The sequence below is a fragment of the Tenacibaculum holothuriorum genome (assembly GCF_002120225.1).
In the GTDB taxonomy this organism is placed as follows: Bacteria; Bacteroidota; Bacteroidia; order Flavobacteriales; family Flavobacteriaceae; genus Polaribacter; species Polaribacter holothuriorum.
In genome coordinates, this window is the sequence record NZ_LAPZ01000003.1 from 442,677 (window position 1) to 466,717 (window position 24,041).

Annotated in this window: 20 protein-coding genes and 1 tRNA gene; 11 read left to right on the forward strand and 10 right to left on the reverse strand. The window is 30.3% G+C overall.

Features of this window, described 5'->3' with window-relative positions; genetic code table 11:
• The gene (locus tag WH52_RS14870) at positions 1 to 1,071 is read left to right on the forward strand and encodes a hypothetical protein (RefSeq protein ID WP_086030274.1); all 1,071 of its coding nucleotides are present in this window, start codon (positions 1 to 3) and stop codon (positions 1,069 to 1,071) included.
• A 54-nt stretch (positions 1,072 to 1,125) separates the two neighbouring features.
• Here the strand turns inward: WH52_RS14870 and WH52_RS07320 are convergent, their stop codons facing one another.
• The 8 genes from WH52_RS07320 to WH52_RS07355 all read right to left on the reverse strand — a co-directional run bounded on the left by WH52_RS07320 (position 1,126) and on the right by WH52_RS07355 (position 10,462).
• A complete protein-coding gene (locus tag WH52_RS07320; RefSeq protein ID WP_086030275.1) occupies positions 1,126 to 2,304 on the reverse strand; it encodes an AIR synthase related protein in 1,179 nt (392 codons plus the stop codon).
• A 110-nt stretch (positions 2,305 to 2,414) separates the two neighbouring features.
• Entirely contained in the window at positions 2,415 to 3,923 is a 1,509-nt protein-coding gene (locus WH52_RS07325; protein ID WP_086030276.1) for a carboxypeptidase regulatory-like domain-containing protein, read from the reverse strand.
• 10 nt (positions 3,924 to 3,933) lie between these two features.
• A complete protein-coding gene (locus WH52_RS07330; RefSeq protein ID WP_086030277.1) occupies positions 3,934 to 5,283 on the reverse strand; it encodes a CsgG/HfaB family protein in 1,350 nt (449 codons plus the stop codon).
• Positions 5,284 to 5,316: 33 nt separating this feature from the next.
• Entirely contained in the window at positions 5,317 to 5,727 is a 411-nt protein-coding gene (locus WH52_RS07335; RefSeq protein WP_086030278.1) for a curli assembly protein CsgF, read from the reverse strand.
• A 16-nt stretch (positions 5,728 to 5,743) separates the two neighbouring features.
• Positions 5,744 to 6,478 (reverse strand): CsgE family curli-type amyloid fiber assembly protein, encoded by a 735-nt coding sequence (locus WH52_RS07340; protein ID WP_143592098.1) that lies wholly within the window; start codon positions 6,476 to 6,478, stop codon positions 5,744 to 5,746.
• 12 nt (positions 6,479 to 6,490) lie between these two features.
• A complete protein-coding gene (locus tag WH52_RS07345) occupies positions 6,491 to 6,943 on the reverse strand; it encodes a hypothetical protein (RefSeq protein WP_086030280.1) in 453 nt (150 codons plus the stop codon).
• A 64-nt stretch (positions 6,944 to 7,007) separates the two neighbouring features.
• Positions 7,008 to 7,850: a hypothetical protein gene (locus tag WH52_RS07350; protein WP_086030281.1), complete on the reverse strand. Its 843-nt coding sequence runs from the start codon at positions 7,848 to 7,850 to the stop codon at positions 7,008 to 7,010.
• A gap of 425 nt (positions 7,851 to 8,275) precedes the next feature.
• Positions 8,276 to 10,462, reverse strand: coding sequence for a glutamine synthetase III family protein (locus tag WH52_RS07355; protein ID WP_086030282.1), 2,187 nt, complete (start codon positions 10,460 to 10,462; stop codon positions 8,276 to 8,278).
• Between the two features lie 199 nt (positions 10,463 to 10,661).
• Between WH52_RS07355 and WH52_RS07360 the strand changes: the two genes are divergently transcribed.
• Entirely contained in the window at positions 10,662 to 11,675 is a 1,014-nt protein-coding gene (locus WH52_RS07360) for a glutamine synthetase beta-grasp domain-containing protein (protein ID WP_086030283.1), read from the forward strand.
• 66 nt (positions 11,676 to 11,741) lie between these two features.
• On the opposite strand, the gene WH52_RS07365 is transcribed toward WH52_RS07360, so the two are convergent.
• Positions 11,742 to 12,683: a calcium/sodium antiporter gene (locus WH52_RS07365; protein WP_086030284.1), complete on the reverse strand. Its 942-nt coding sequence runs from the start codon at positions 12,681 to 12,683 to the stop codon at positions 11,742 to 11,744.
• A 646-nt stretch (positions 12,684 to 13,329) separates the two neighbouring features.
• On the opposite strand from WH52_RS07365, the gene WH52_RS07370 reads away from it, so the two are divergent.
• From WH52_RS07370 to WH52_RS07400, 7 genes are all read left to right on the forward strand, one after another.
• A complete protein-coding gene (locus WH52_RS07370; protein ID WP_086030285.1) occupies positions 13,330 to 13,482 on the forward strand; it encodes an SsrA-binding protein in 153 nt (50 codons plus the stop codon).
• 17 nt (positions 13,483 to 13,499) lie between these two features.
• Positions 13,500 to 13,727: a putative signal transducing protein gene (locus WH52_RS07375; RefSeq protein WP_198938399.1), complete on the forward strand. Its 228-nt coding sequence runs from the start codon at positions 13,500 to 13,502 to the stop codon at positions 13,725 to 13,727.
• A 49-nt stretch (positions 13,728 to 13,776) separates the two neighbouring features.
• Positions 13,777 to 13,850, forward strand: a tRNA-Arg gene (locus WH52_RS07380).
• Between the two features lie 204 nt (positions 13,851 to 14,054).
• Positions 14,055 to 14,735, forward strand: coding sequence for a TetR/AcrR family transcriptional regulator (locus tag WH52_RS07385; protein WP_086030287.1), 681 nt, complete (start codon positions 14,055 to 14,057; stop codon positions 14,733 to 14,735).
• Positions 14,725 to 16,389 (forward strand): peptidase domain-containing ABC transporter, encoded by a 1,665-nt coding sequence (locus tag WH52_RS07390; protein WP_086030288.1) that lies wholly within the window; start codon positions 14,725 to 14,727, stop codon positions 16,387 to 16,389. The genes WH52_RS07385 and WH52_RS07390 overlap by 11 nt, the downstream gene beginning before the upstream one ends.
• Before the next feature lie 3 nt (positions 16,390 to 16,392).
• Positions 16,393 to 17,751 carry an HlyD family secretion protein gene (locus WH52_RS07395; RefSeq protein WP_086030289.1) on the forward strand — a complete coding sequence of 453 codons (1,359 nt, stop codon included), beginning with the start codon at positions 16,393 to 16,395 and terminating at the stop codon, positions 17,749 to 17,751.
• 10 nt (positions 17,752 to 17,761) lie between these two features.
• Positions 17,762 to 19,153, forward strand: a complete 1,392-nt coding sequence (locus tag WH52_RS07400) for a TolC family protein (RefSeq protein ID WP_086030290.1) — start codon at positions 17,762 to 17,764, stop codon at positions 19,151 to 19,153.
• Between the two features lie 9 nt (positions 19,154 to 19,162).
• Here the strand turns inward: WH52_RS07400 and WH52_RS07405 are convergent, their stop codons facing one another.
• Positions 19,163 to 20,197: a helix-turn-helix domain-containing protein gene (locus tag WH52_RS07405; protein ID WP_158091359.1), complete on the reverse strand. Its 1,035-nt coding sequence runs from the start codon at positions 20,195 to 20,197 to the stop codon at positions 19,163 to 19,165.
• Between the two features lie 364 nt (positions 20,198 to 20,561).
• Here WH52_RS07405 and WH52_RS07410 point away from each other — a divergent pair, with 364 nt between their 5' ends.
• Together WH52_RS07410 and WH52_RS07415 are read left to right on the forward strand one after the other, a co-directional pair.
• The gene (locus WH52_RS07410) at positions 20,562 to 22,919 is read left to right on the forward strand and encodes a TolC family protein (RefSeq protein WP_143592099.1); all 2,358 of its coding nucleotides are present in this window, start codon (positions 20,562 to 20,564) and stop codon (positions 22,917 to 22,919) included.
• Between the two features lie 25 nt (positions 22,920 to 22,944).
• On the forward strand, positions 22,945 to 24,030 hold the full coding sequence (locus WH52_RS07415) for an efflux RND transporter periplasmic adaptor subunit (protein ID WP_086030293.1): 1,086 nt from the start codon (positions 22,945 to 22,947) through the stop codon (positions 24,028 to 24,030).
• Positions 24,031 to 24,041: the final 11 nt, after the last annotated feature.

Here is a 24,041-nt window from a genome sequence, read left to right on the forward strand (position 1 = left end):
ATGAAAAATGCAATAACTATTGTACTAGTATTCTTTCTAATTTCATCTATGTTCTCACAAGAAAAAGAAGAATTAGTAATTTTTAAAAATTCTAAAAATTGGAAACGAGAAATTATCAAATTTCCAATTGATTGGGCACCAAAACTAACCATAACAGGTTTTGAAGAATTGCTATTTTCTCCAAAGTGGAAAGATAATAAAAGTGACGATTTTTGGTCTTTACTTATAGGGTGGAAAGTAAATACAGCTTTTGCATTATCTTTAAGAGATATTGAACATAATTTACATAGTTATTTTGATGGCTTGATGAAACCTAATCATTGGGCTCAAAAATTTCCTCAACCAATAATCCATTTAAGAAAAAACACATTTGGTTTTTATGGTACAATGACTTTTTTTGATGGTTTTCATACAGGAAAAGTAATTACAGTAAATATTTTAGGTGAGCAAAAATTTGACAAAAGGTTTCATAAATCTATCATCACGTTTCGTTTGTCTCCAAAAAGCTTTCATCATAGAATATGGAAAAACCTTACTAGTATAAAATTAAAGAAAGACAAATTCAACTTAATAGATTTAGATAGTACCTGGGGAAAAGAAGCATTACGTTTTCCTGCAAGAAACATGAATTACAGAGGAACTGGTGAAGTTAGATTTCCTCCTAAAGGATGGATAAAACCTAAGCACGATAATTTCTGGTCTTATACCTATGCTTGGAGCATCAATATAGATAGAGAAATTCCTGAAAAAGAGTTGGAAATAGATTTAGTAAAATACTTTAATAGTTTGAATCGTATTAATATGAATGATGTAGAAAACAAACATTATAGTTCTGCAACGGTTACAAAAACTAAACAAAATAAATCTACCATATTCTATAAAGGAAAAGTAAACATATACGACAGGTTTGCAACTAAGAAAATGATAGCTCTAAATATTTTAATTGAAAGTTATTATTGTAAAGAAAAACAAAAAACTGTGATTTTATTTAAATTCTCTCCAAAAGATTTTAATCATAAAACTTGGGGAATGTTAGGAAAAATAAAACTACACACAGATTCATGTGAATAGCAATAAAAAAGCCTCAGTTAAACTGAGGCTTTTTTATTATATAGTTAGTATTTACTAATATTCAAAAATACCATATTCACTTTTAATAGTTAGTTTTTTAGAAGAAGACTCTTCTACTCTACCAACAACTTTAGCATTAACATTAAATGATTTAGAAATATTGATAATATCTTCTGCTATTTCTGGAGAAACATATAACTCCATTCTATGTCCGCAGTTAAATACTTGATACATTTCTTTCCAATCGGTTTTAGATTGTTCTTGTATCAATTTAAATAATGGTGGAATTGGAAACATATTGTCTTTTACAATATGCAAATCATCTACAAAATGTAAAATTTTAGTTTGCGCTCCACCCGAACAATGAATCATTCCGTGAATAGAATCTGAAGTATATTTTGAAAGAATTTCTTTTATAATTGGTGCATATGTTCTTGTTGGCGACAATACCAATTTACCAGCATCAATTGGAGAATTTTCCACTGAATCTGTCAATTTTGTATTTCCAGAATACACCAATTCTTCTGGAACTTCAGCATCAAAACTTTCAGGATATTTTTCAGCTAAATATTTATGAAACACATCATGGCGTGCAGATGTTAGCCCGTTGGAACCCATTCCTCCATTATATTCAGTTTCGTAAGTTGCTTGTCCGAAAGATTCTAATCCAACAATAACATCACCTGCTTGTATATTTGCATTATCAATAACATCAGATCGTTTCATACGAGCGGTTACCGTAGAATCTACAATAATTGTACGAACCAAATCACCAACATCGGCAGTTTCTCCCCCGGTGGAATGAATAGTTACTCCAAACTTTTTTAAGTCTTCAATTAACTCTTCAGTTCCATTAATAATTGCTGATAAAACTTCTCCTGGAATTTTGCTTTTATTACGCCCAATAGTAGATGACAACATAATATTATCTGTAGCTCCTACACATAATAAATCATCAATATTCATAATTAATGCATCTTGAGCAATTCCTTTCCAAACAGATATATCTCCTGTTTCTTTCCAGTACATATAAGCTAAAGAGCTTTTTGTTCCTGCTCCATCGGCATGCATTATTAAACAGTAATCTTCTTCATTTGTTAAATAATCGGGAACTATTTTACAGAAAGCTTTTGGAAACAATCCTTTATCAATATTCTTGATAGCATTGTGTACATCTTCTTTAGATGCTGAAACACCACGTTGTGCGTAGCGCTTAGAAATTTCTTGACTCATTTTGTTGTGTTGTTGTTGGTTACAAATTTAGTTTTTCTAAAATTGTGAGCATAAAAAAACCGAATGATTTTTACATTCGGTTTTAATAAAGTTTTGTTAGTTAATATGTTTTATTCCCAATCTGGCATAGTAGCATTTTCAACTACTTCTTCCTTAGCTGCAGAAGTAGAGTTTAACTCCATTTTATATATTGTTTTTACTGAAATACCATCGTTAGATGTATTTACAAAAATTACTTCTGCTTCGTTAGGAGAAAAACGAGGGTCTAAATCGTTTGTTCCTGATTCTTTTCCGTTAGAAGCTTGTGAAATAGTTGATGTTTGAAAATCATACAAAAACATTACATTATCTAACCTTCTATAGTTTACAGATTGAAAGTTAGAAACATCTCTTGTAAACAGCAACCTCATTCCATCTACCGAAATATTTAAACCTCCTAATGCTCCTACATTATTACTTACTATTGTATCTACCAAATTTCCGTTTACATCAATTGTATATATGAAACCATCATAACCACTAGAGTTATTAGTTACTAACGCTATTTTTGTACCATCATTACTCCATTCGCATTCAGTAATTAAATGACCATTCGTTGTCTGATGTATTAGTTGTAGTCCACTTCCATCTTTATTAATCATATATAATTTATCATGATGTGGATATATTAATTTTTCTCCATTTGTTGACCACGAAAAATCTACTTGATTCAAATTAAATGCAGTAACTGGTACTGTAGTGGTAACTCTTTTTACATCTTCTCCATTGGGCTCCATAGTAAAAATATGCGTCTCATTATTAAAAGTTCCAAGGAAAGCTACTAAATTAACTGGATTGTTTTTACGTGGTCTCCATGAGTTTTTACTAGAGTCTGTTAATTTAACTTCATTAATTAAATTACCATTTACATCTAAATCTCCAGAATAAATAATATTATTTCCATTTTCTTTCCTTACATAAAAATATCTGTTCTCTGGGTCTGTTTTTATTGTAAAAGCACGTACATTGGTTTGTACCTCTGGATTGATATCATCTGACACTGCAATATGCCAAAAGTATTTCGCACCAAATTTTAAATTATTTACAGTATATGTTGTATCCGTTAAGTTTTCTATTTTAAGTACATCATTATTAAAATCGTTTCTTAACTCTATTTTATACTTTATTTCATCTTCTTCTGGATCTTTTGATTGTCGCCAAACAATTTCTACCGAGTTATCTAAATCTGTTACACCATCGTCTGGAGAGACTATCTCTGGTACAGATGGAGGTTTATTTAATGCTGTAGAAATTTGCATTTCAAAATTAATACTTAAAGTTGCTCCCGATTGTAAGTCAGCAGGTTCAAACTTGTCTAAAAACCCTTCTTTTTCAGCCTGAACAGAATATTGATTTACCGCAACTTCTTCAAAAAGAAACTCTCCATTATCATCTGTGAATGTTGAGTTATTTGTTGGAGATAGAGTTACTTTAGCGTTAGAGATTGGTTCAAAACTCTTTGCTTTTACTACTCTACCTTTTATTTTTCCGAATTCAACTGGACCTAAAGTACTATCTTCTCCACAACCTAAAAAGGTAAAAATTGTAATAATACATATAGCTTTTAATAAAATTTTCATAGTAAATTATTTAAAAATAAAAGTTTAAACCTAATCTAAAATGCCAAATCTGATCATTCTTATTACCTCTTGTTACTTGATCTAATTGATCACTTCCAAGTAATTGGTGTTCTGCATTTAACAGAATACCCCATCTATCTGTTAGTAAATACTCTAATCCTCCTCCATACTGAAACTTAAAGAAGTTATCACTAAGATTTTTAGTTAAAACCGTACCAACTCCAACATATGCATATGGTGTTAATCTATCATATGGAAGTATGTTGTATTCAAAATTTACTGCTGAAGTTAAATATGCTTGTTTAAAAATACCGGTATTCTCTAATTCAAAGCGACCTATTGAGCCTCCAAATCCAAAATGCGGATCTTTTTTAAAGAGATATCTAAATTTTAAATCAAACCCAAAAGCATAGGCACTATTAGAATAATCACCAACAATTTTTGATGCTCCTGCCATAGCACTCATAGCATTTCTACCTCTTCTAATTTTCATTTCTCTATTGAATAACTTAGTAGAAGTCGCTTGCTCCTTTTCTTTATTATAACTCTCTTTTATAAGGTTTACAACTTCTGGCCCTCCGTCTGGTTTCCATATACCATCAACGATACCCTCAACAATTAAAAGCTCCACAGCTTTATCAATAGCCTCTTTAACAGCTAATTGTGCGGGTTCATTTTTGGTTACTCCAGTCTCTACTTCTAACAATCTTCGTACAGATACAAATCGATACAAGTTAGCAGTAATACCTTGAGATAAAATAGTTTTAGATGTGTAAACGCTTTTTAAAATTCTACCAGTTGTAGTTGAAACTGCTCTTAAATAAACCGTAATTCTATCTTGACGATATTGATTTGAAGCTCCAGCACCGAAATAACGCAAACCTGAACCTCCTGTGATTATATTAGAATCATAAGACACAACACCTCCTTCTATAATTACTCCCGCAAATAATAAAGGTGGTAATTTTACAGGTCTATTATCTTTAGAATGTTCTTGTCTTGTATTCCGAATTATCTGCCGTTCGTTTAGTAAATTCCCTATATTTTCCCTCTCTATAGGTACAAACCACCCCGATTCTTCGAGTGATTTTAATAAAATTGAAGTTCCTCCTTGCGTTACAGCTGTACTAAATGTAGATCCAGTTTCGACAGGCTTATATTGACCAGATTGGTCTCTAAATTTGTACACTCCTACTACCGTTTTCTTTTTAGGCGGATATTTTAAAACATTAGAGATTACCGAAGTATTCTCTCCTATTCTAGCCCTTGTGGTATCTAAAGGCTGATTAAAATATGCTCCGCAGCTAGTAAATAAATAAGTAGAAAAAATGCATATGGCCCCTATCCATTGTTTTTTCATAAGTTAATATATCTAAGTGTGTGTTGATGTTTTCTAATTATTAGGAATAATTATTTGTGTTTGTTCTCCTGTCTCTGTGTTTAATATACTTACATTTAATCCTCCAACCGCTGGTGTTACTTCTACTACTAATGAACCAAACACATATGTTCCTACGGTTAAGTTCTCTGCTCCTCCTATTTGCTGTTGAAATAAACTCTGAGACAATGAGTTTAATAATTGTCTGTTAAGATTGTTTGTGAAATTCTCAATCTCAGACGGTTGTTCAAATTGATTTTGCGATGTTTCCTTAAAATCATTTTGAAGACTGGCTGTTGCTAAAGCTTGTTGATAACGAAATGCATCATTCCCCCCAAAAAATACGCTAATAGGTTTGTAAACTATATTTTGAGAATACAATGCAGATGTTACAATAAAACTAAGTGCAAATATTATTTTCTTCATTTACAATTTATTTTTATTAATATAACTTACTTTTTTTCAATAACTTTTCACGCTTACGAGCAAAAAGATATATTTTTCCTAAGGCAACATTAACCTGTGCTCTAAGATGTTCTTCATCTGGTTTAGAAAAAAATTCATACAGTACTTGATCTTCTACATTAATTGATAAAATACTAGACCTCCCCATACCAGGTTTTTCTTTAATTTTAATAACAAAAGGAAACTTCTTACCTCCTAACAAGTATTGTTGATAAAAATAATCGTGAAAGTCTTTACCTATTTTAGTTATCGTTTCATCGGTAACAATTCCTTTTATTAAAAAATCTATTTCTCTATTGTTTCTTCTAGTATTTAATCCTAAATCGTTAGGAAGTATAAAAAGTGAATCTTTAGTAACTAGTTTATTATTTTTTCTAACAAAAAGGTAAACTTTCAGTTCTTCTTCTTTATTAACATTCAACCTTATTTGAGATAATAGCTTCTGTTCTTTTGGCGCTATTGAAAACTCTCCTGACTGCTTATTGTTAGAATAATTCTTTTTAACATCTTTTTTTAAAGCAATGAATAAATACTTTAATTCATCTACATACAATAAACCTTGATTCTCTATTTGAGCTCTTAAGATAAGAAAATTATCTTTTTTCTCCATATTAATTTTTGCTTGTATATCATTTTTTTCCTGACTAACAGAGTTTTGAATGAATACAAACAACAATATGACTGTACTTATCTTATACTTTAGCTTTTTCAAATAAAGAGGTTTTTATTTATAATTTTTGATGATTATATTTTGATTATTTGCTCTTTGGAATACTTGGATGCCATCCATCATTGAATTAGTTCCGTAAATTTGTAATGAATTAGAGCTTCCTTGTTGTAATACATGCATTTTAACAGATAAACCGCTACTGTAAAAATCATTAAAGCTGTAATAATTGTCTTTACCTAATTGATAAACTTTTTGATTTGAAAGTGATTCTTGAGAAATCTCTGAAACATTGTTAAATCCGTATTGGTTTAGATTTACAACATTATAATTCTGAACTTGCTCAACATCTACCAAAGAACTTAAACTATTAGATGTCACTAATTTAGCATAAAAACTATTCTCTTTTACATTAGAAAGGTTTAAATTTTCATTTTTTGACTGTGAAAAGACTCCAACAGCAAGAAACCCTACAACTAAACAGGCAATATATTTCTTAAAACTAACCATAACTTTTAAGATAAAAAACAAGAGAAAGATTAAATCTTTCTCTTGTCTTAGTTCATATAACTTATTAAATCCCTCCTCCTGTTTGAGTAACAGTAGCAGTATTTGTACCAAATTGATTAACAGTACTTACGTTAGATCCTGATAAAGCAGTTTGAGTAACAGTAGACATGTTTCCTCCATATCCCATATGGTTATTTTGGTTCACAAAACTTAAGTTATTTCCTCCTCCTAAAAGAGTAGTTTGTGTAACATTAGATGTGTGATCGTCTCCAAATTGAGCAGTAAAAGAAGCATTCCAATTACCTCCACCTGGTGTAGAATATTGTCTTTCTCTAGAATAGTTATGATCACCAACTTGTAAAGCAGCTGCTAAGTTATTGCTACCTCTTTGTCTCTGAATTGCACGGTTATCGTGACCACCTTGAGCTATAAAAGCCGCACTACCATTAACGCCGTTTGCTCCACTTCTTTGATCTTGTCTAGCATAGTTGTTATCTCCTCCTTGAGCTACAAGAGCTAAGTTGTTATCGAAACGTTGTTTTTGGTAAGATTTATTGTGTTCTCCAAACTGTATAACACCAGCAACATTATCTTCTGCATAACCAACTCCAACATCTTGCTTAGCGTAGTTATCGTGTCCAATTTGAAGTACACCTCCTAGGTTTCTATCCCCCAATTGTTTGATATCAGCTTCATTTTCATCTCCCCACTGAATTACAGTAGCTTGGTTCATATCTCCTCCTGGTCCTCCAATACTACCATTTTGTACAATTGTAGATTTATTGTCATAACCTGTTTGAGTTACATCAACATCATTGGCATAACCTGTTTGAGTTGATAAGTTAACATTCTGTGCAAATGCTCCTGCTGTTGCTAAAGAAATAGCTAATACTAATAATTTTTTCATGATTAATAATTTTAAAATACGTTAGTTAAAAATTACGCACATTAATATCCTATTCCATAGGTTAAATCCTAGGACATAAGGGCGTAAAAACTTTAAGGGTAAAATAAAATTACAAGGGTAAAATGTAAATAAAAAGGAGTGGTGATTTACATTTTCATCAACCCGTTGTGGGCAGTTGTTAAACTATATATAGTTGCTTCGTTTAAACACTGCTAATATAAGAACAATTCTTTTACATCACAAAAAATATACTGACGTTTTCATCTAATACTTAAAAACAAAACATCTAAAAAAACAACTAACACTAACAAAAACAAGACATTAACACTTATAATTATTTGAAACACATTTCTAAAATACAGGAAAAACCCCCATGAATCACACAGGGGTTTTTCCGAAATATAAAACAGTATAAAATCTGTTGTTTATCTTGTAAAAAGTAGTTCTCTATACTTAGCTAAGGGCCATAAATTGTCATCTACCAAAAACTCAAGCTTATCGCAATGGTATCTTATTGATTCAAAATATGGTTTTACATTTTTATTATACGCATTAGCTCTCTTTTCAGAATCGTTAATTGAATTCGCTTTTTTTCTCTCTTCAATCATTTCAAGAACTTGCTTATTTATTTCTTCTATATGTAATGAAATTCCTTCAATTATAGACATCTGCTCTTTAGCAACCTTTTTAAATCCTTCTCCATAAATTTCTTTTAAGCCCTTTACATTTTCAATAAGTATATTTTGGTATTTAATTGCTGTCGGCACAATATGATTTCTTGATAGATCTCCTAGTACTCTAGATTCTATCTGCAATCTTAATGTATATTCTTCTATCTCTATTTCGTACCTAGCTTCAACCTCTACCTTATTCATTATATTCATTTCTTCATATAAATTAATAGTAGATTTTGAGATTTTTGATTTTAATGCTTCTGGGGTAGTCTTGTAATTACTTAGCTTTCTTTTTTTTGCTTCCTTCTCCCATTCTTTCCCGTATCCGTTTCCTTCAAAACGAATTCTTTTTGATGCTTTTATATATTCTCTTAGTACATTGAAAATCGCATCATCTTTCTTTACTTCATGCTTTTTAATATAAGCATCAACTTCAATTTTAAATTCTTTTAATTGTTTAGCCACTATAGTATTTAACACTGTCATTGCATTTGCACAGTTTGCCATAGATCCAACAGCTCTAAACTCAAATTTATTTCCTGTAAATGCGAAAGGAGATGTTCTATTTCTATCTGTATTATCTAATAAAATTTCTGGAATCTTTCCTACTACATTCAATTTTAAATCTGTCATTTCTTGAGGTGAAATTTTCCCTTTGGTTACATTTTCTAACTCGTCTAAAACCGAAGAAAGTTGAGAACCTATAAATACAGATATAATTGCAGGCGGAGCTTCGTTAGCACCTAAACGATGATCGTTACTAGCACTTGCGATCGATGCTCTTAATAATTCTTCATAATCATTCACCGCTTTTATCGTGTTAATAAAGAAAGTTAAAAATTCAAGATTTCGCATTGGGGTTTTTCCTGGACTCAATAAATTCACTCCAGTATTTGTTGAAAGCGACCAGTTATTGTGTTTACCAGAACCGTTAACTCCAGCAAATGGTTTTTCATGAAATAGCACTTTAAATGAATGACGCTCTGCCACTTTCTTCATAACATCCATCAATAAAGCATTATGATCTACCGCCAAATTAGCTTCTTCAAAAATTGGTGCTAACTCAAATTGATTTGGAGCCACCTCATTGTGACGTGTTTTCACAGGAATTCCTAAAACAAGACATTCTTGTTCTAAATCTCTCATAAAACTTAATACTCGTGATGGAATTGTTCCAAAGTAATGATCATCTAATTGTTGTCCTTTAGCTGACGAGTGCCCTAACAAAGTTCTCCCCGTTAAACTAATATCTGGTCTAGATTTTGCTAAGGCTGCATCTATTAAAAAATATTCTTGCTCCCAACCTAAAGTTGCATTCACCTTAGTTACATTTTTATCAAAATATTTTGCTACAGCTGTAGCAGCTTTATCTACTTCTTGTAAGGCTCTTAATAAGGGTGTTTTATAATCTAAAGCTTCACCTGTATAAGCTACAAAAACCGTTGGAATACATAAAGTTGTTCCATACACAAAAGCCGGTGATGTAGGATCCCAAGCGGTATACCCTCTCGCTTCAAAAGTATTTCTTAATCCTCCATTAGGAAAAGACGATGCATCTGGTTCTTGTTGCACTAATTCACCTCCACCAAATTTTTCTATAGCTGCTCCATTTCCTATTGTTTCAAAAAAAGCATCGTGCTTTTCTGCTGTAGCTCCTGTTAGTGGCTGAAACCAATGCGTAAAATGTGTAGCTCCTTTTGAGATTGCCCAATCTTTCATAGAAGCAGATATTTGATTAGCAATACTCCTACTAATCTTTGTCCCTTTTTCAATAGCATCCATAACACTATCGTAAGCTTCCTTAGTTAAATATTGCCTCATCGCTGTTTCATTAAACACATTTGCAGCAAATAACTCAGAACGTTTAACCTTCTCTTCAATAATAATTGGTTTTCTATTCATTGTTTCTTGAATAGCTTTAAATCTTAACACAGACATACACTTTTATTTTAACACAGTCAAAAATACAAAATACATACTAAAATATTATCAACCCCTAAAAAAAATAGGGTTGAAAATATTTTTTACATATTTTAAACAAAAAACCCCCTTAAAAAAACACCTTAAAAGAAAAAAGTACATATATTTGTTTCATCAATTATTCGATGAATAAACTTAAAACTATATAATTATTCTTATGGCTAAATCTAAATTAGAGTACATTTGGTTAGATGGCTACTATCCTACTCAAAACATGCGAAGCAAAACTAAAGTTATTGATGACTTTAGTGGAAAATTAGAAGACTGTCCTATCTGGTCTTTTGACGGATCTTCAACCAGACAAGCCGAAGGCGGTGATTCTGATTGTTTATTAAAACCAGTTGCTATTTATCCAGATCCAGCTAGAGATAATGGATTCTTAATAATGACTGAAGTTTTAAATGCAGATGGAACTCCACACGTATCAAATGCAAGAGCTAAAATTGATGATGATGATAATGATTTTTGGTTTGGTTTTGAGCAAGAGTACTTTATTATGGATACACACACTCAACTTCCTTTAGGGTTCCCTATCGGAGGATACCCTGGACCACAAGGAATGTACTACTGTTCTGTAGGCGGTAAAAATACTCATGGTAGAGATTTTGTTGAAGAGCACGCTGACTTATGTATCGCTGCTGGTTTAAACTTCGAAGGAATTAACCAAGAAGTAGCTTCTGGTCAATGGGAATTTCAATTATTTGCCAAAGGAGCAAAATTAGCTGGAGATGAAATTTGGGTAGCTCGTTACTTATTAGATAGATTAACAGAAAAATACGGATATTATATTGAATACCATCCAAAGCCAGTAAAAGGTGATTGGAATGGATCTGGAATGCATGCTAACTTCTCTAACACATTATTAAGGACTTGTGGTAGCAAAGAAGTTTACGAAAAAGTATGTGAAGCTTTTAGACCAGTTACTAAAGAACATATTGCCGTTTATGGTGAATATAACGACCAACGTTTAACTGGTTTACACGAAACTGCTTCTATTAACGATTTTAGCTACGGAGTTTCTGATCGTGGAGCTTCTATTCGTATTCCAATTATCACAGTAGAAAAAGGATGGAAAGGTTGGTTAGAAGACCGTCGTCCTGCATCAAACGCGGATCCATACAAGGTTGCTGGTCGAATTGTTGAGACTGTAAAAAGCGCCAAGTTAGATTAATAAACACACACAACACAACTAAAAAAGCCGCTAATAGCGGCTTTTTTCTTTTCAAAATCTATTTCTTTATAAAAAGGCTATATATATAAAAGCTATATAACTTATAAACAATACAGCTCCTTTTAACCTTCCTAATTCAAACCTTTTTGGCAAAAAGACTAACGGAAGAATTATAAATGCAAATGCCAACATCCAAAAAATATCTCTAGTTAATATTTGTGGTTCAGTAACAGGAATTTCTTTTACCAAAGCTGTTAATCCTAAAACAGAAGCTATATTAAAGATATTAGAACCTATTAAATTCCCTAAAGAAATTGCTTTTTCTCCTTTTACCACAGCAATTACTGATGCTGCCAATTCAGGAACACTCGTACCAATTGCAATCATAGTTATAGAAATTACTCCTTCACTTACACCAACACTTTGTGCTAATGATTTTGCTCCTCTCACTAACAAATCAGAACCAAAATACAATGCTACCCCACCAATTAATAACCACAACAGTATTTTTCCATAACCTACTGTAGCTAATTTTTCATCAACCTCACCATTATTAACTTCATCAGATTTTGCTGATCTTATTAACACTATCAAAAATACAACAAGAGCAAGCACTAATACAACTCCTTCAATCCTGGTAATTACTTCATCATTCCATAGAAAATAATAAATCAGCAACGAAAAAACCATCATTACTGGCCAATTTAACTTATAGAAATCTTTACTAACAGCAATTGGACCAATTAACGCTGTAATCCCCAACACTAAACCTATATTAGCAATGTTTGACCCTATTACATTATTGATCGCAATTGCAGGAGATCCATCTAACGCAGCCTGTAAACTCACTAATAATTCTGGTGCTGAAGTTGCAAAAGAAACTACTGTCATACCAATTACCATTTTAGAAATATTCAACTTAAATGATAATCCTACTGAAGAACGCACTAAAAAATCTCCTCCAAATACTAACAACAATAACCCTATTATTATATAAGCTATACTCATAAAATATTTTTTTGCGAAGATAGGATTTTTAACACTTCAGAAAACCGATTCCGTTTCTAATTATTTTAACTCCAAAAAATAGAAATCTTAAAAATTAGCTATTCACACAACTATTTTTCCTTTACTTTTTTTAAAATCACAAAAAAACCACATTATTTACCTACAAAAAACAACCATAAACTCAAATAACAACTATAAATAAAAACCAAAATAAAGAAAAAGACATTTTAATTTAAAACACAAAACATTATTTTACATTATAATTAAAACACAAAAGTATTATTTATTAAAATTTTATTTGGTGGAAAGTTTTACAACCACTTATATTCGAAAAACAATTCCGGAATTAATTAAATTATTAACTAAAAAACTATTAAAAACTAATGATTACTATTGTTTTAAAACTTACTGTTCTTGCCCTGAACATAGCTATTAATTTTATTAGCTTATTCTTTTAAGAAAATTATCAAAAATCAACTATTATGAACACAGTTAACATTTTATTTAAAAAGGAATTTTAGAGGGAAAATTGCTACGACAACAAAGGTTATGTAAAATTTAGAAAAAGAAACATTTTAACAGGTCGATCATAAATATTCAGCCTGTTATTTTTTTTCATTATTTTTGATTATAAATCAACTACTTAATGAAAAAACAATTATTTAAAATATTAGCTAAACTTAACAAGACACTATTACCGTCTTTCACAAAAAGACAGTTGGATATTGCTAAAGCATCGAAAACACAATTGGCTATTATAGGTTGGAGAGCTTTTGTTACTAAAAATTCATTAGACTAATTTTAAAACTTAAAATTATGAAAGAGCATATTAAAATTTTTACTGGCACTTCTATTCTTGTTAATAGACTCGCTTATTTATTAGATCAAATAAATATACCTTCAATCATAAAAGATGATAGAGAGTCTGGAAGATTAGCTGGCTTTGGAACTTTTGGAGATTCTTCAGAACTTCATATTTTTAACACTGATTTAGAACAAGCTACAAATGTTATTGAAAATTTTCAAAAAGAAATTAAAAAATAGTTTTTGAAATTGAAAAATAACTGTATATTTGCACCCGCAAACGCATTAAGGCCTCGTAGCATAACTGAATAGTGCACTTGATTACGGCTCAAGAGGTTGCAGGTTTGAATCCTGCCGAGGTCACAAAAACCCGTTAAAACTTAGTTTTAACGGGTTTTATTTTTCAATAAACTTTATAGATATCTTATTATCTTCTATAAAGAACAACTCACAGATATTATTCAACCTCATTAAATCAAGAATACATTATTAATTTTTTGTTAAATAATATTTTTACACATATGTTTAATAGTATTACTATTAAGTTTGCAAATAAATCAATTATCTATGGATAGACTACTTTCAAACTTTAAAATAGAAGTCCCAAAAGGTATATACATAAAGGATCCAGAAACATCAGATTTGGGAAAACGAATTGTAGGTAATAGTATTGAGCTAATTAGTGATATTGGCTTTGAACAATTCAATTTTAAAAAATTAGGTCTAAAAATTGGCTCGAATGAAAGTTCTATTTATCGATATTTTGAAAGCAAACACCATTTATTAATGTATTTAACTTCTTGGTATTGGGTTTGGATAGAATATCAATTAGTTATAGAAACATTCGCTCTTAAAAACACGAAAGAAAAACTTTTAAAAGGTATAGAAGTAGTAACTCGTACAATTAAAACAGATAGTAAATTTAGTCATATCAACGAAGTTTTACTTAATCAAAATATAATTAACGAAAACTCAAAAGTTTATTTAACAAAAAAAGTAGACAGCGAAAATAAAGATGGTTTTTTCTTTCCATTCAAACGAGTCGTAAAAAGAATAGCAGAAATAATTTCAGAACACAACTCTACATACAAACACCCTTTAAGTTTAGCTAATACTGTTATTGAAGGCGCTTTACAACAGCACTTTTTTAAACAACATTTTACAACAATTACCAATTGTAACAAACAAATTTCTGTAACTGAATTCTATACAGATTTAATCTTAAAAATATTATGCAATGAAAAATAACACTCCTCTAACTCCATGGAAACGTTTTTTAGGACTAGTAGAATTAGAGCGTAAAGACATTTTTCAAATTTCTTATTTTGCTATTTTTGAAGGAATTGTCGCCTTAACATTACCGTTAGGAATCCAAGCTATTATTAACTTACTACAAGGCGCACAAGTATCTACATCGTGGATTGTTTTAGTAATCTTAGTTACCATTGGGGTTGCATTTGCAGGTGTTTTAAAATTTGCTCAAATGCGTATTATAGAAACCATTCAACAACGCATATTTACTAGAGCTTCTTTTGAGTTAGCATATAGATTTCCTAAAATAAAAATGCAGGAGCTACGCAATTATTATTTACCAGAAATTGCCAACAGATTTTTTGATACGCTAACAATTCAAAAAAGTTTATCTAAAATTTTATTAGACGTACCTTCAGCTTTCTTACAGATTATTTTTGCATTAATCTTACTTGCATTTTATCATCCGTTTTTTATTGTATTTGGCTTTCTATTATTAGCTCTTATTTTTGTTTTATTCAGATATACTACGGAAAGAGGATTACAAACCAGCTTAAAAGAATCAAAAAATAAATATAAGGTAGCTCACTGGTTAGAAGAAATTGCAAGAACGGTTATCAGTTTTAAACTATCGGGACGTACTAGTTTGGCAATGAAAAAAAGTGACGAATTAGTATCAGATTATATAGATTCTAGAGAAAGTCATTTTAAGATTTTGATACTTCAATTTCAACAAATGATAGGCTTTAAAGTCATTGTTACCGCTTCTTTACTTCTAGTTGGTGGTTATTTGGTATTAAATCAGCAAATGAACATTGGGCAATTTGTTGCTTCTGAAATCATTATAATACTAGTTATTAACTCTGTAGAAAAACTAATTTTAGGATTAGAATCTTTTTACGATGTACTAACATCTATTGAAAAATTAGGTGAAATTGTTGACAAGGAAATTGAAAAACAAACTGGAGAAAAAATTCAGGAAAACATTCCTTTTACTATCGAATTAAAAGATATTATTTATAGTACTTCTGAGCGCAGTTTACCTATTTTAGATGGAATTTCACTTACTATAAATCAAACCGATAGAATTTTAGTACAAGGTGAAAGTGGTTCTGGTAAATCGAGCTTATTACAATTAATCTCAGGACTTATCGAACCAAATTCAGGCTTTGTTTACATCAACAATTTATCACTTAACAGCTTACATTTAAATCATTATCGAGCAAATTTAGGTTTACTACTTTCAGATGAAACTCCTTTTGAAGGTACTATTCGTGAAAACGTAACTTTTGGCGATAAAACTATTTCCGATAGTCAAATTATAAAAGTGTTTGAAGATACTGGTTTAACTCAATTTTTAAAACAACAACCTAACGGATTAAGTACTTTTTTAAAACCCGAAGGAAAACAAATACCCTACTTAATTGCTAAAAAAATTGTATTAGCTAGAGCTATTTTAAAGCAACCAAAAGTATTGATTTTAGAAGATCCGCTAGAGCAATTTAACAAAGATGAAACCCAAAAAATTATTAACTATTTATGTGATGTAAACCAACCTTGGAGCATTATTGTAGTAAGTGATAAAGACATTTGGAAATCGAAGTGTAACAAACATATTTCCCTTGAAAAAGGTCAAATGATTAAACAGTAAGCTATGTTAAACATTTCTCATAATTCTATTTCAGAAAACGTCGATTTATCTAAATTTAAATCGGGTAAAAAAATATTCAATATCGAATATCATAAGTACTTTAAACGTTTATTATTAGTGTTTTCAGTATTGCTTTTAATCATATTATTTTTACCGTGGACACAAACCATTTCGAGTAAAGGTAATGTCACTACCTTAAAACCAAATCAACGACCACAAACATTACAGTCTCAAATTCCAGGTCGTATTGAGCAATGGTTTGTGCAAGAAGGTGATTTCGTAAAAAAAGGCGATACCATTCTTCGTATATCAGAAATTAAAAGTGATTATTTCGATGATAAATTAACTGAACGAACAGATGACCAAATCAATGCAAAATCTGCTTCTGTAAATGCATATAAAAGCAAAGTATCGGCTTTACAAAATCAAATAAACGCATTGAAACAAGAACGCAATTTAAAGTTAGAACAAGCTAAAAACAAATTGATACAAGCACGTTTAAAGGTTAAGTCTGACAGTATTGATTTAGAAGCTGTAAAAACAAAATCTAACATTGCTAAAACTCAATTCGATCGTACGGTAAATCTTCAAAAAGAAGGATTAAAAGCAGTAAAAGATGTAGAAGAATATCGCAACAAATTTCAAGAAGCTAATGCAAAATTGATTTCACAACAAAATAAATTATTGGTCTCTAAAAACAATATTATTAATAGTGAGTTAGCAATTTCAACCATAAATGCTACTTATGGCGATAAAATAGCCAAAGCACAAAGTAATTTATATACTGCACAATCTAGCGCATTAGATACTGAAGCACAAGTGTCTAAGTTAGAAATAAACTTGGCTAATTATAAAAAACGTAGCAGTTTATTATACATTACTGCTCCACAAGATGGTTACATAAACAAAGCTATAAAAACAGGTATTGGAGAAACTTTTAAAGAAGGTGAAAAACTCGTAGGAATAATGCCTGCGAATTACGAATTAGCGGTAGAAATGTATGTGCGACCAATAGATTTACCTTTAATTCATATTGATGAATCTGTACGTGTTCAGTTTGATGGATGGCCAGCAATTGTATTTAGCGGTTGGCCAAATGCTTCTTACGGAACTTACGGAGCAAAAGTTGTAGCTATTGAAAATTTCATCAGTGATAATGGAATGTATCGAGTATTAATTGCTCCCGATAAAAACTCAGAACCATGGCCAAAGGCCTTACGTGTTGGTTCTGGTGCTAAAACAATTGCATTATTGGAAGACGTTTCTATTTGGTTTGAAGTTTGGAGACAGATAAATAGTTTTCCTCCTAATTTTTATCAACCTAAAAACAAGACAAACAATAAAAGTAAAGTTTCAAAATAACTAAAGAATAATGAGATTATTAATCTATTCAATCATTTTTCTATTCGGATCTATTAATTTTTTACATGCACAAACCGATAGTATTTTATCTCTACAAGAATACTTAGGGTATGTAAAAAAATATCATCCTATTGTAAAGCAAGCTAGATTAACTGTAGCGCAAGGTGAAGCTAAATTATTAAAAGCTCGTGGAAGCTTCGATCCAAAAATAGAGGTAGATTACGATCGAAAGAAGTTTAAAAACACCGAATATTACGACAAATTAAATACGTCGTTTAAAATTCCTACTTGGTACGGAATTGAGTTAAAGGCCAATTACGAAAGGAATGATGGCACATATTTAAACCCAGAATTCACAACACCTACAGACGGTTTATATAGCGCTGGGGTTTCATTATCTTTAGCAAAAGGACTTCTTACAAACAGGCGAATGGCTACGCTAAAACAAGCAAAACTGTATACTCAAATTAGTAATGCTCAACAACAATTACTTATTAATGATATACTGTACGATGCAATTGACACTTATTTTTTGTGGCTGAAAAACCATCAAGAATTAAAAGTTTATACTGACTATAAATCAAACGCCAAAATAAGATTACAAAACGTAATTAAAAGTTTTAAAGCTGGTGACAAAGCCGAAGTAGATACATTAGAAGCAAACATAAATTACAAAAACAGATTACTCGATTTAGAGAAAGCTAAAATTAGTTTTATAAAATCAATTTTTGAAATTTCTAATTATTTATGGTTAGAAAATAATTTACCTATCGAGTTAAACGACAATATTTTTCCTGATGATGATACACTTAACACGATTGATGTTGTTTTAAATTCTTCAATATTAAATGTAAATGAAGATTTTATTGAAAATCATCCTAAGGTGAAAATGTTAGAACTTAAAAAACAACAATTAAACGTTGAACGAAAATTAAAACTAAACAATTTGCTTCCCAAAATTGATGCTCAATATAATTTTTTAACTTCCGATTATGATAATTTAAGAAGTTTAAGCACTTCAAATTACAAAGCAGGAGTAAATATTAGTTTTCCTATCTTTTTACGAAAAGAAAGAGGTGATTTAAAGCTTGCCAAATTAAAATTACAAGACATAGATTTTGATTTGTCTGCTACTAAAGTTAGTTTACAGAATAAAATTAGAGCTACACAGCAACAAATTCAATCCTATTTAACTCAGAATTCAATTACAAGTAATTTAGTAAATGATTATAAAAAGTTGGTAAATGCTGAACAACGAAAATTTGATTTGGGTGAAGGTTCTTTATTTTTAATCAATTATCGTGAAGCTAAACTTATTGAAACAGAATTAAAAAGTATACAAACCGTAAATAAAATATTAACTTCAAAAGCAACTCTTACCAAGTATATTGTTAACTTTTAAAAATTTTATTTAACTAGTAAAATTCTTCTTCCTAAACTCAGTAGGTGTTGTATTAGTTAGCTTTTTAAATGCATGATAAAATGTAGCTTTACTATTAAAACCAACATCTATTGCAATAGCAAAAATAGTATCTGGTTTTTTTACTAGAAGTCTTTTTTTAGCTTCTATAATCCTAAAACTATTTACATAATCAGAAAAACTAACTTGTTTGTTTTCATTAATAGCCTGCGATATATGAGGTACAGATGTTTTCAGTTTTTCCGACAAGGTATTGATCTTTAATTCTGGTGATAAAAACATCTTTTCTTCCGTAACTAATTTGTCTATTTTATTAAAAAGTTCAACTGAATCATTTAAAGATGAATTTTTGTACTTAGATTTTACTTCTTTAGGCAAATCATTATAATCTCCAGTAAATGCAAATACAGGAAAATACATTAATGAATACACAAATACAAAGAAATATACTGTATATACTATCGGTTCAATTGTAAATGTTATATCTAAGCTACCAATATCAAATAGCACCAAAATTACCTGAACCATAAGAGCTAAAATCACGGCAAAATTTATAAAGAATAATAAGTTAATCCATTTAAAATATATTCCTTCTTTTTTATCTTGACTTATAATTAACGGAGTAGTTTTAAATAATTTATAAGCTCTAAAAATAAAATACAAATTAATTAAACAAGAAACAATATAATCGTATACCGCATATTTTATAATAGATGGTAAAGGGCTTATCGCAAAAAGCTCATATATTTCATCTCTATCTGTTCCTATTTCTTTAATTAAAAAGTTAAAAAACCATATTTCAAATACGGTGTATATAATTATAATAAAAAGTATAGGTTCAAATTTTATTTTCCTATCTACAATTGAAGCGCAGAAATAATAGAACGAAACTCCAACAAAAGAAAAAGCAACAAAAGAAATAAAGTTAACGTACAGAGGAACATCATAATTATTACGATCAATATAACTTCCAATAGATAATAAGGTATAAAGAAATACTACTGCTGCTAAACTGTATTTCGTCAAAGTATTTTTCCCAAAATTATTTTTAGTACACAAAATAAAAAAGGTTAAAAAAACACCTAAAAAAATACTTATTACAGGAAAGGCTTTTATAATATTCATATGTACTTATAAAATTCTACAACAAAAATACATTTCTTACTGTAATTCTATCTAATATTATAAAACCAAACAACAACACAAATAAAACCCTGCTTTACAGATACTTAAAACAAAGTTAATTTTATCTAACATTATAAAATTAAACACTCAAAACATCATAAACAACTAATTTTGCTCCGAAAAAATTATTATATTTATAATCAACGAATTGAACCAATTCGCTTTTATTCCTCCCACCAATAGAAATCAATTAAAAAACAACCAAATGAAAAAACTCTTTCTTTTTCTAATGTTTTTGAGTATTTCAATTTTGCATGCTCAAAAAAAGAAAAACTACAACATTGGAATATTAATAGACAATTATACTGTTGAGTTAGACCCTTTATTACAACAATTAAAAACTCAAGTAAGAGCGGTTGTCGGTGAAGATGCTACCATTAGTTTTCCAAAAAGTAGTTTGCTAGTAAACAATTATAATTTACAAAAAGCTAAAGAAAATTATCAACAGTTAATATCAAATACTACTGATATTATTTTAGCCTTTGGAGTTGTAAACAGTGAAGTAATTGAAGCACAAACTAGCTACCAAAAACCTACTATTCTTTTTGGTGCAGTAAATCGAGATTTTAATGACATCGATATTACAAAAGCTACTTCTGGTAAACATAACTTTACTTATTTAATCAATTCTCAATCATATTTAGAGGATCTAAAAAAGTTACAAGAGCTGACTAATTTTAAAAAAGTAGGAATTGTTATTGAAGAACCTTTTATAAACATTCTTCCATTAAAAGAAACGTTTGATAAAGAATTAAAAGAAATAGGATCAACTTATAAATTGATTCCTTTTAAAAACGCAAGTGATATTACCTCTAATCTTGATGAAATTGATGCTGTATATTTAGCTGGTGGTTTCTTTTTAACAGATAATCAAACGGAACAAATCGCTCAAGCTTTTATTGATAAAAAATTACCATCATTTACCACCCATAGTGTTGGTGATGTAGAGTTAGGAATAATGGCAATCAATCAATCAGACAATAGTTTCGATCAATTCCTACGTCGTGTTTCATTAACTATTGAAAGTTACATCAACGGAACTCCCCTATCTCAAATGCCAGTATATATTGAATATAGTCCGAGATTAACTATAAATTACAATACTGCAAATGCAATTGGAGTTCCTATTAAATATAGCTTACTAAACAGTACCGATTTTGTTGGTGAAATGAAAGATGTAAATGCTCAAAAAACATACAATTTACTATCTGTAATGGAGCAAGTTTTAGGTAAAAACCTAACACTACAATCGAGTAAAAAGAATATTGATATTAGTCAACAAAATGTAAAAACGGCAAAAAGTAACTACTTACCGAGTTTAACCGCTACAGGAACAGGAACCTACGTAGATCCTAAATTAGCAGAAGTTAGTAACGGACAAAACCCTGAGTTTTCTACTTCTGGAAATGTAACGTTACAACAAACTGTATTTTCACCTTCTGCAAATGCTAATATCACAATTCAAGAAAACTTAAAAAAAGCCCAAGAAGAAAGTTATAATATAGATGAATTGAATACTGTTTTTAATGCATCTAATGCTTATTTTAATACGCTCATTTTAAAAACCAATGCTCAAATTAGAATACAAAACTTAGATCTTACTAAGAAAAACTTAGAAATTGCTAAGGAAAATTTTGAAGCAGGACAATCAGGAAAATCAGATGTATTACGTTTCCGAAGTGAATTGGCTCAAAACACACAGGCAATGGTACAGGCTATTAACCAATTAGAACAAGGGTTTATAGGCTTAAATCAATTTTTAAATAATCCTGTAGAAACACGTATTGATGTTGACGATGCTGAGTTAGATAAAGGTTTATATAAAGACTATAACTACGAGCAATTTAGTAAAATACTAGACAACCCAACAACACGCGAGCCTTTTATTGCCTTTTTAGTAGAAGAAGCTAAAAAGAATGCACCAGAGTTAAAATCTTTAGATTATAACTTAAAGGCAACAGAACGTAATATTAAATTAAGCGGTAGTAACCGTTTCTTACCAACTGTTGCTTTACAAGGACAATACAATCGTACTTTTAGTCGTCATGGAAAAGGAAGTTCCCTTTCAGCTCAACAGCAACAAGCGGACTTCGCTTTATTAAATAGTAATTATAACGTAGGGTTAAACTTATCAATTCCTATTTTTAATAGAAATCAAAACAACATTAATAAGCAAACCGCAATGATTCAAAAAGATCAGATTGAAATCAATCGCGCTAATAGCGAGTTGAATATTGCTGCTAATGTTCGTAACGGTGTATTAAACTTAGTAAACGAAGCTTCAAATATTGAACTCTCAAAGGTATCTGAACAAACGGCTAAAGAGAGTTTAGAATTAACCCAAACGTCATATCAAGAAGGTGCTGTAAACTTTGTACAGTTAATTGATGCACAAAATAATTATTTAAATGCACAATTATCAAGAGCAAATGCAGTCTACAATTTCTTAATCAATGCTATACAACTAGAGCGTAATATTGGATATTTTTTCCTATTACATTCTCCAGAAGAAAATGAGGATTTTACTCAGCGTTTTCAGGAATTTTTACTAAAAAGAAAATAAAATCACAACTATAAAATACTAAAAAATGAAATATACAGCTAAACTATTCACATTATTGTTCTCTACTTTATTGTTGAGTTCTTGTGGCGAAGAAAAGAAAGAAGCAGTAAAATTGGTACGTCCAGTAAAATATCAAACTGTTGGATATTTTGGAGGAGACAAAGTACGTTCGTTTAGTGGAACATCTCGTACTGATAAGATCATAAAATTAAGTTTTAGAAGCTCAGGAATCATTACAAACTTTAATATAAAAATTGGTCAAAAAGTACGCAAAGGTCAGCAATTGGCAGCTTTAGATAATGTACAGGCTCGTTTAAATTACCAAAGTGCAGTATCTAGCTTAAATAGTGCAGAATCTGCTATGAATACAGCAAAGTTAAGTTTAGATAGAACGCGTAAGCTTTTCGAAAAAGGAACTACTGCTTTAAGTAATTACGAAGCTGCAAAAAATCAATATACTTCTGCAAAGAACTCATTTAATTCAGCAAAACAAAGTGTTGCTTTACAACAAGAGCAAATTCGTTTTGGTTATTTAGTAGCTCCTGAAAATGGGGTTATTTCTTCCGTAGCTGCTGAAGTTGATGAAAATGTAACTCCAGGACAAACTATTGCGACATTAAATGCGGGTACTGATATGGAAATTTTCCTTGGTTTACCAGAAAGTGTAATTAATGGCGTAAAGCAACACATGCCTGTTGAAGTTTCTTTTGCCTCATTACCAAACAAAACATTTAAAGGAAAAGTTACTGAAGTTTCTCCTGCGGTAGATGCTAATACAGCTACATATCCTGTACGTGTTGTATTAACAAACCCTTCTAATGACGTAAAGAGTGGTATGGCTGCCAATGTAGTATTCCATTTTGGAGAGAGTAAAAACGTAAAACAAGAGTTAGTAGTTCCTGCAAATGCTGTAGGTGAAGATAGTAATGGAAATTTTGTTTTTTTAATTAATGGCGAAGGTGATAATGTGAAAGTAAACAAACAAAAAGTAACTATTGGAGAACTAACTCCTGAAGGTTTTTTAATTACCTCTGGACTCCAATCAGGACAAAAAATTGCAACCGCAGGGTTACAAACTTTATTAGATGGTCAAGAAGTAAAATTGCAATAATTTTTAAGAAA

Coding starts and splice junctions, on each gene's coding strand:
- WH52_RS14870 (WP_086030274.1), top strand. CDS start 1: ATGAAAAATGCAATAACTATTGTACTAGTATTCTTTCTAATTTCATCT.
- WH52_RS07320 (WP_086030275.1), bottom strand. CDS start 2,304: ATGAGTCAAGAAATTTCTAAGCGCTACGCACAACGTGGTGTTTCAGCA.
- WH52_RS07325 (WP_086030276.1), bottom strand. CDS start 3,923: ATGAAAATTTTATTAAAAGCTATATGTATTATTACAATTTTTACCTTT.
- WH52_RS07330 (WP_086030277.1), bottom strand. CDS start 5,283: ATGAAAAAACAATGGATAGGGGCCATATGCATTTTTTCTACTTATTTA.
- WH52_RS07335 (WP_086030278.1), bottom strand. CDS start 5,727: ATGAAGAAAATAATATTTGCACTTAGTTTTATTGTAACATCTGCATTG.
- WH52_RS07345 (WP_086030280.1), bottom strand. CDS start 6,943: ATGGTTAGTTTTAAGAAATATATTGCCTGTTTAGTTGTAGGGTTTCTT.
- WH52_RS07350 (WP_086030281.1), bottom strand. CDS start 7,850: ATGAAAAAATTATTAGTATTAGCTATTTCTTTAGCAACAGCAGGAGCA.
- WH52_RS07355 (WP_086030282.1), bottom strand. CDS start 10,462: ATGTCTGTGTTAAGATTTAAAGCTATTCAAGAAACAATGAATAGAAAA.
- WH52_RS07360 (WP_086030283.1), top strand. CDS start 10,662: ATGGCTAAATCTAAATTAGAGTACATTTGGTTAGATGGCTACTATCCT.
- WH52_RS07365 (WP_086030284.1), bottom strand. CDS start 12,683: ATGAGTATAGCTTATATAATAATAGGGTTATTGTTGTTAGTATTTGGA.
- WH52_RS07370 (WP_086030285.1), top strand. CDS start 13,330: ATGAAAAAACAATTATTTAAAATATTAGCTAAACTTAACAAGACACTA.
- WH52_RS07375 (WP_198938399.1), top strand. CDS start 13,500: ATGAAAGAGCATATTAAAATTTTTACTGGCACTTCTATTCTTGTTAAT.
- WH52_RS07385 (WP_086030287.1), top strand. CDS start 14,055: ATGGATAGACTACTTTCAAACTTTAAAATAGAAGTCCCAAAAGGTATA.
- WH52_RS07390 (WP_086030288.1), top strand. CDS start 14,725: ATGAAAAATAACACTCCTCTAACTCCATGGAAACGTTTTTTAGGACTA.
- WH52_RS07395 (WP_086030289.1), top strand. CDS start 16,393: ATGTTAAACATTTCTCATAATTCTATTTCAGAAAACGTCGATTTATCT.
- WH52_RS07400 (WP_086030290.1), top strand. CDS start 17,762: ATGAGATTATTAATCTATTCAATCATTTTTCTATTCGGATCTATTAAT.
- WH52_RS07410 (WP_143592099.1), top strand. CDS start 20,562: ATGAAAAAACTCTTTCTTTTTCTAATGTTTTTGAGTATTTCAATTTTG.
- WH52_RS07415 (WP_086030293.1), top strand. CDS start 22,945: ATGAAATATACAGCTAAACTATTCACATTATTGTTCTCTACTTTATTG.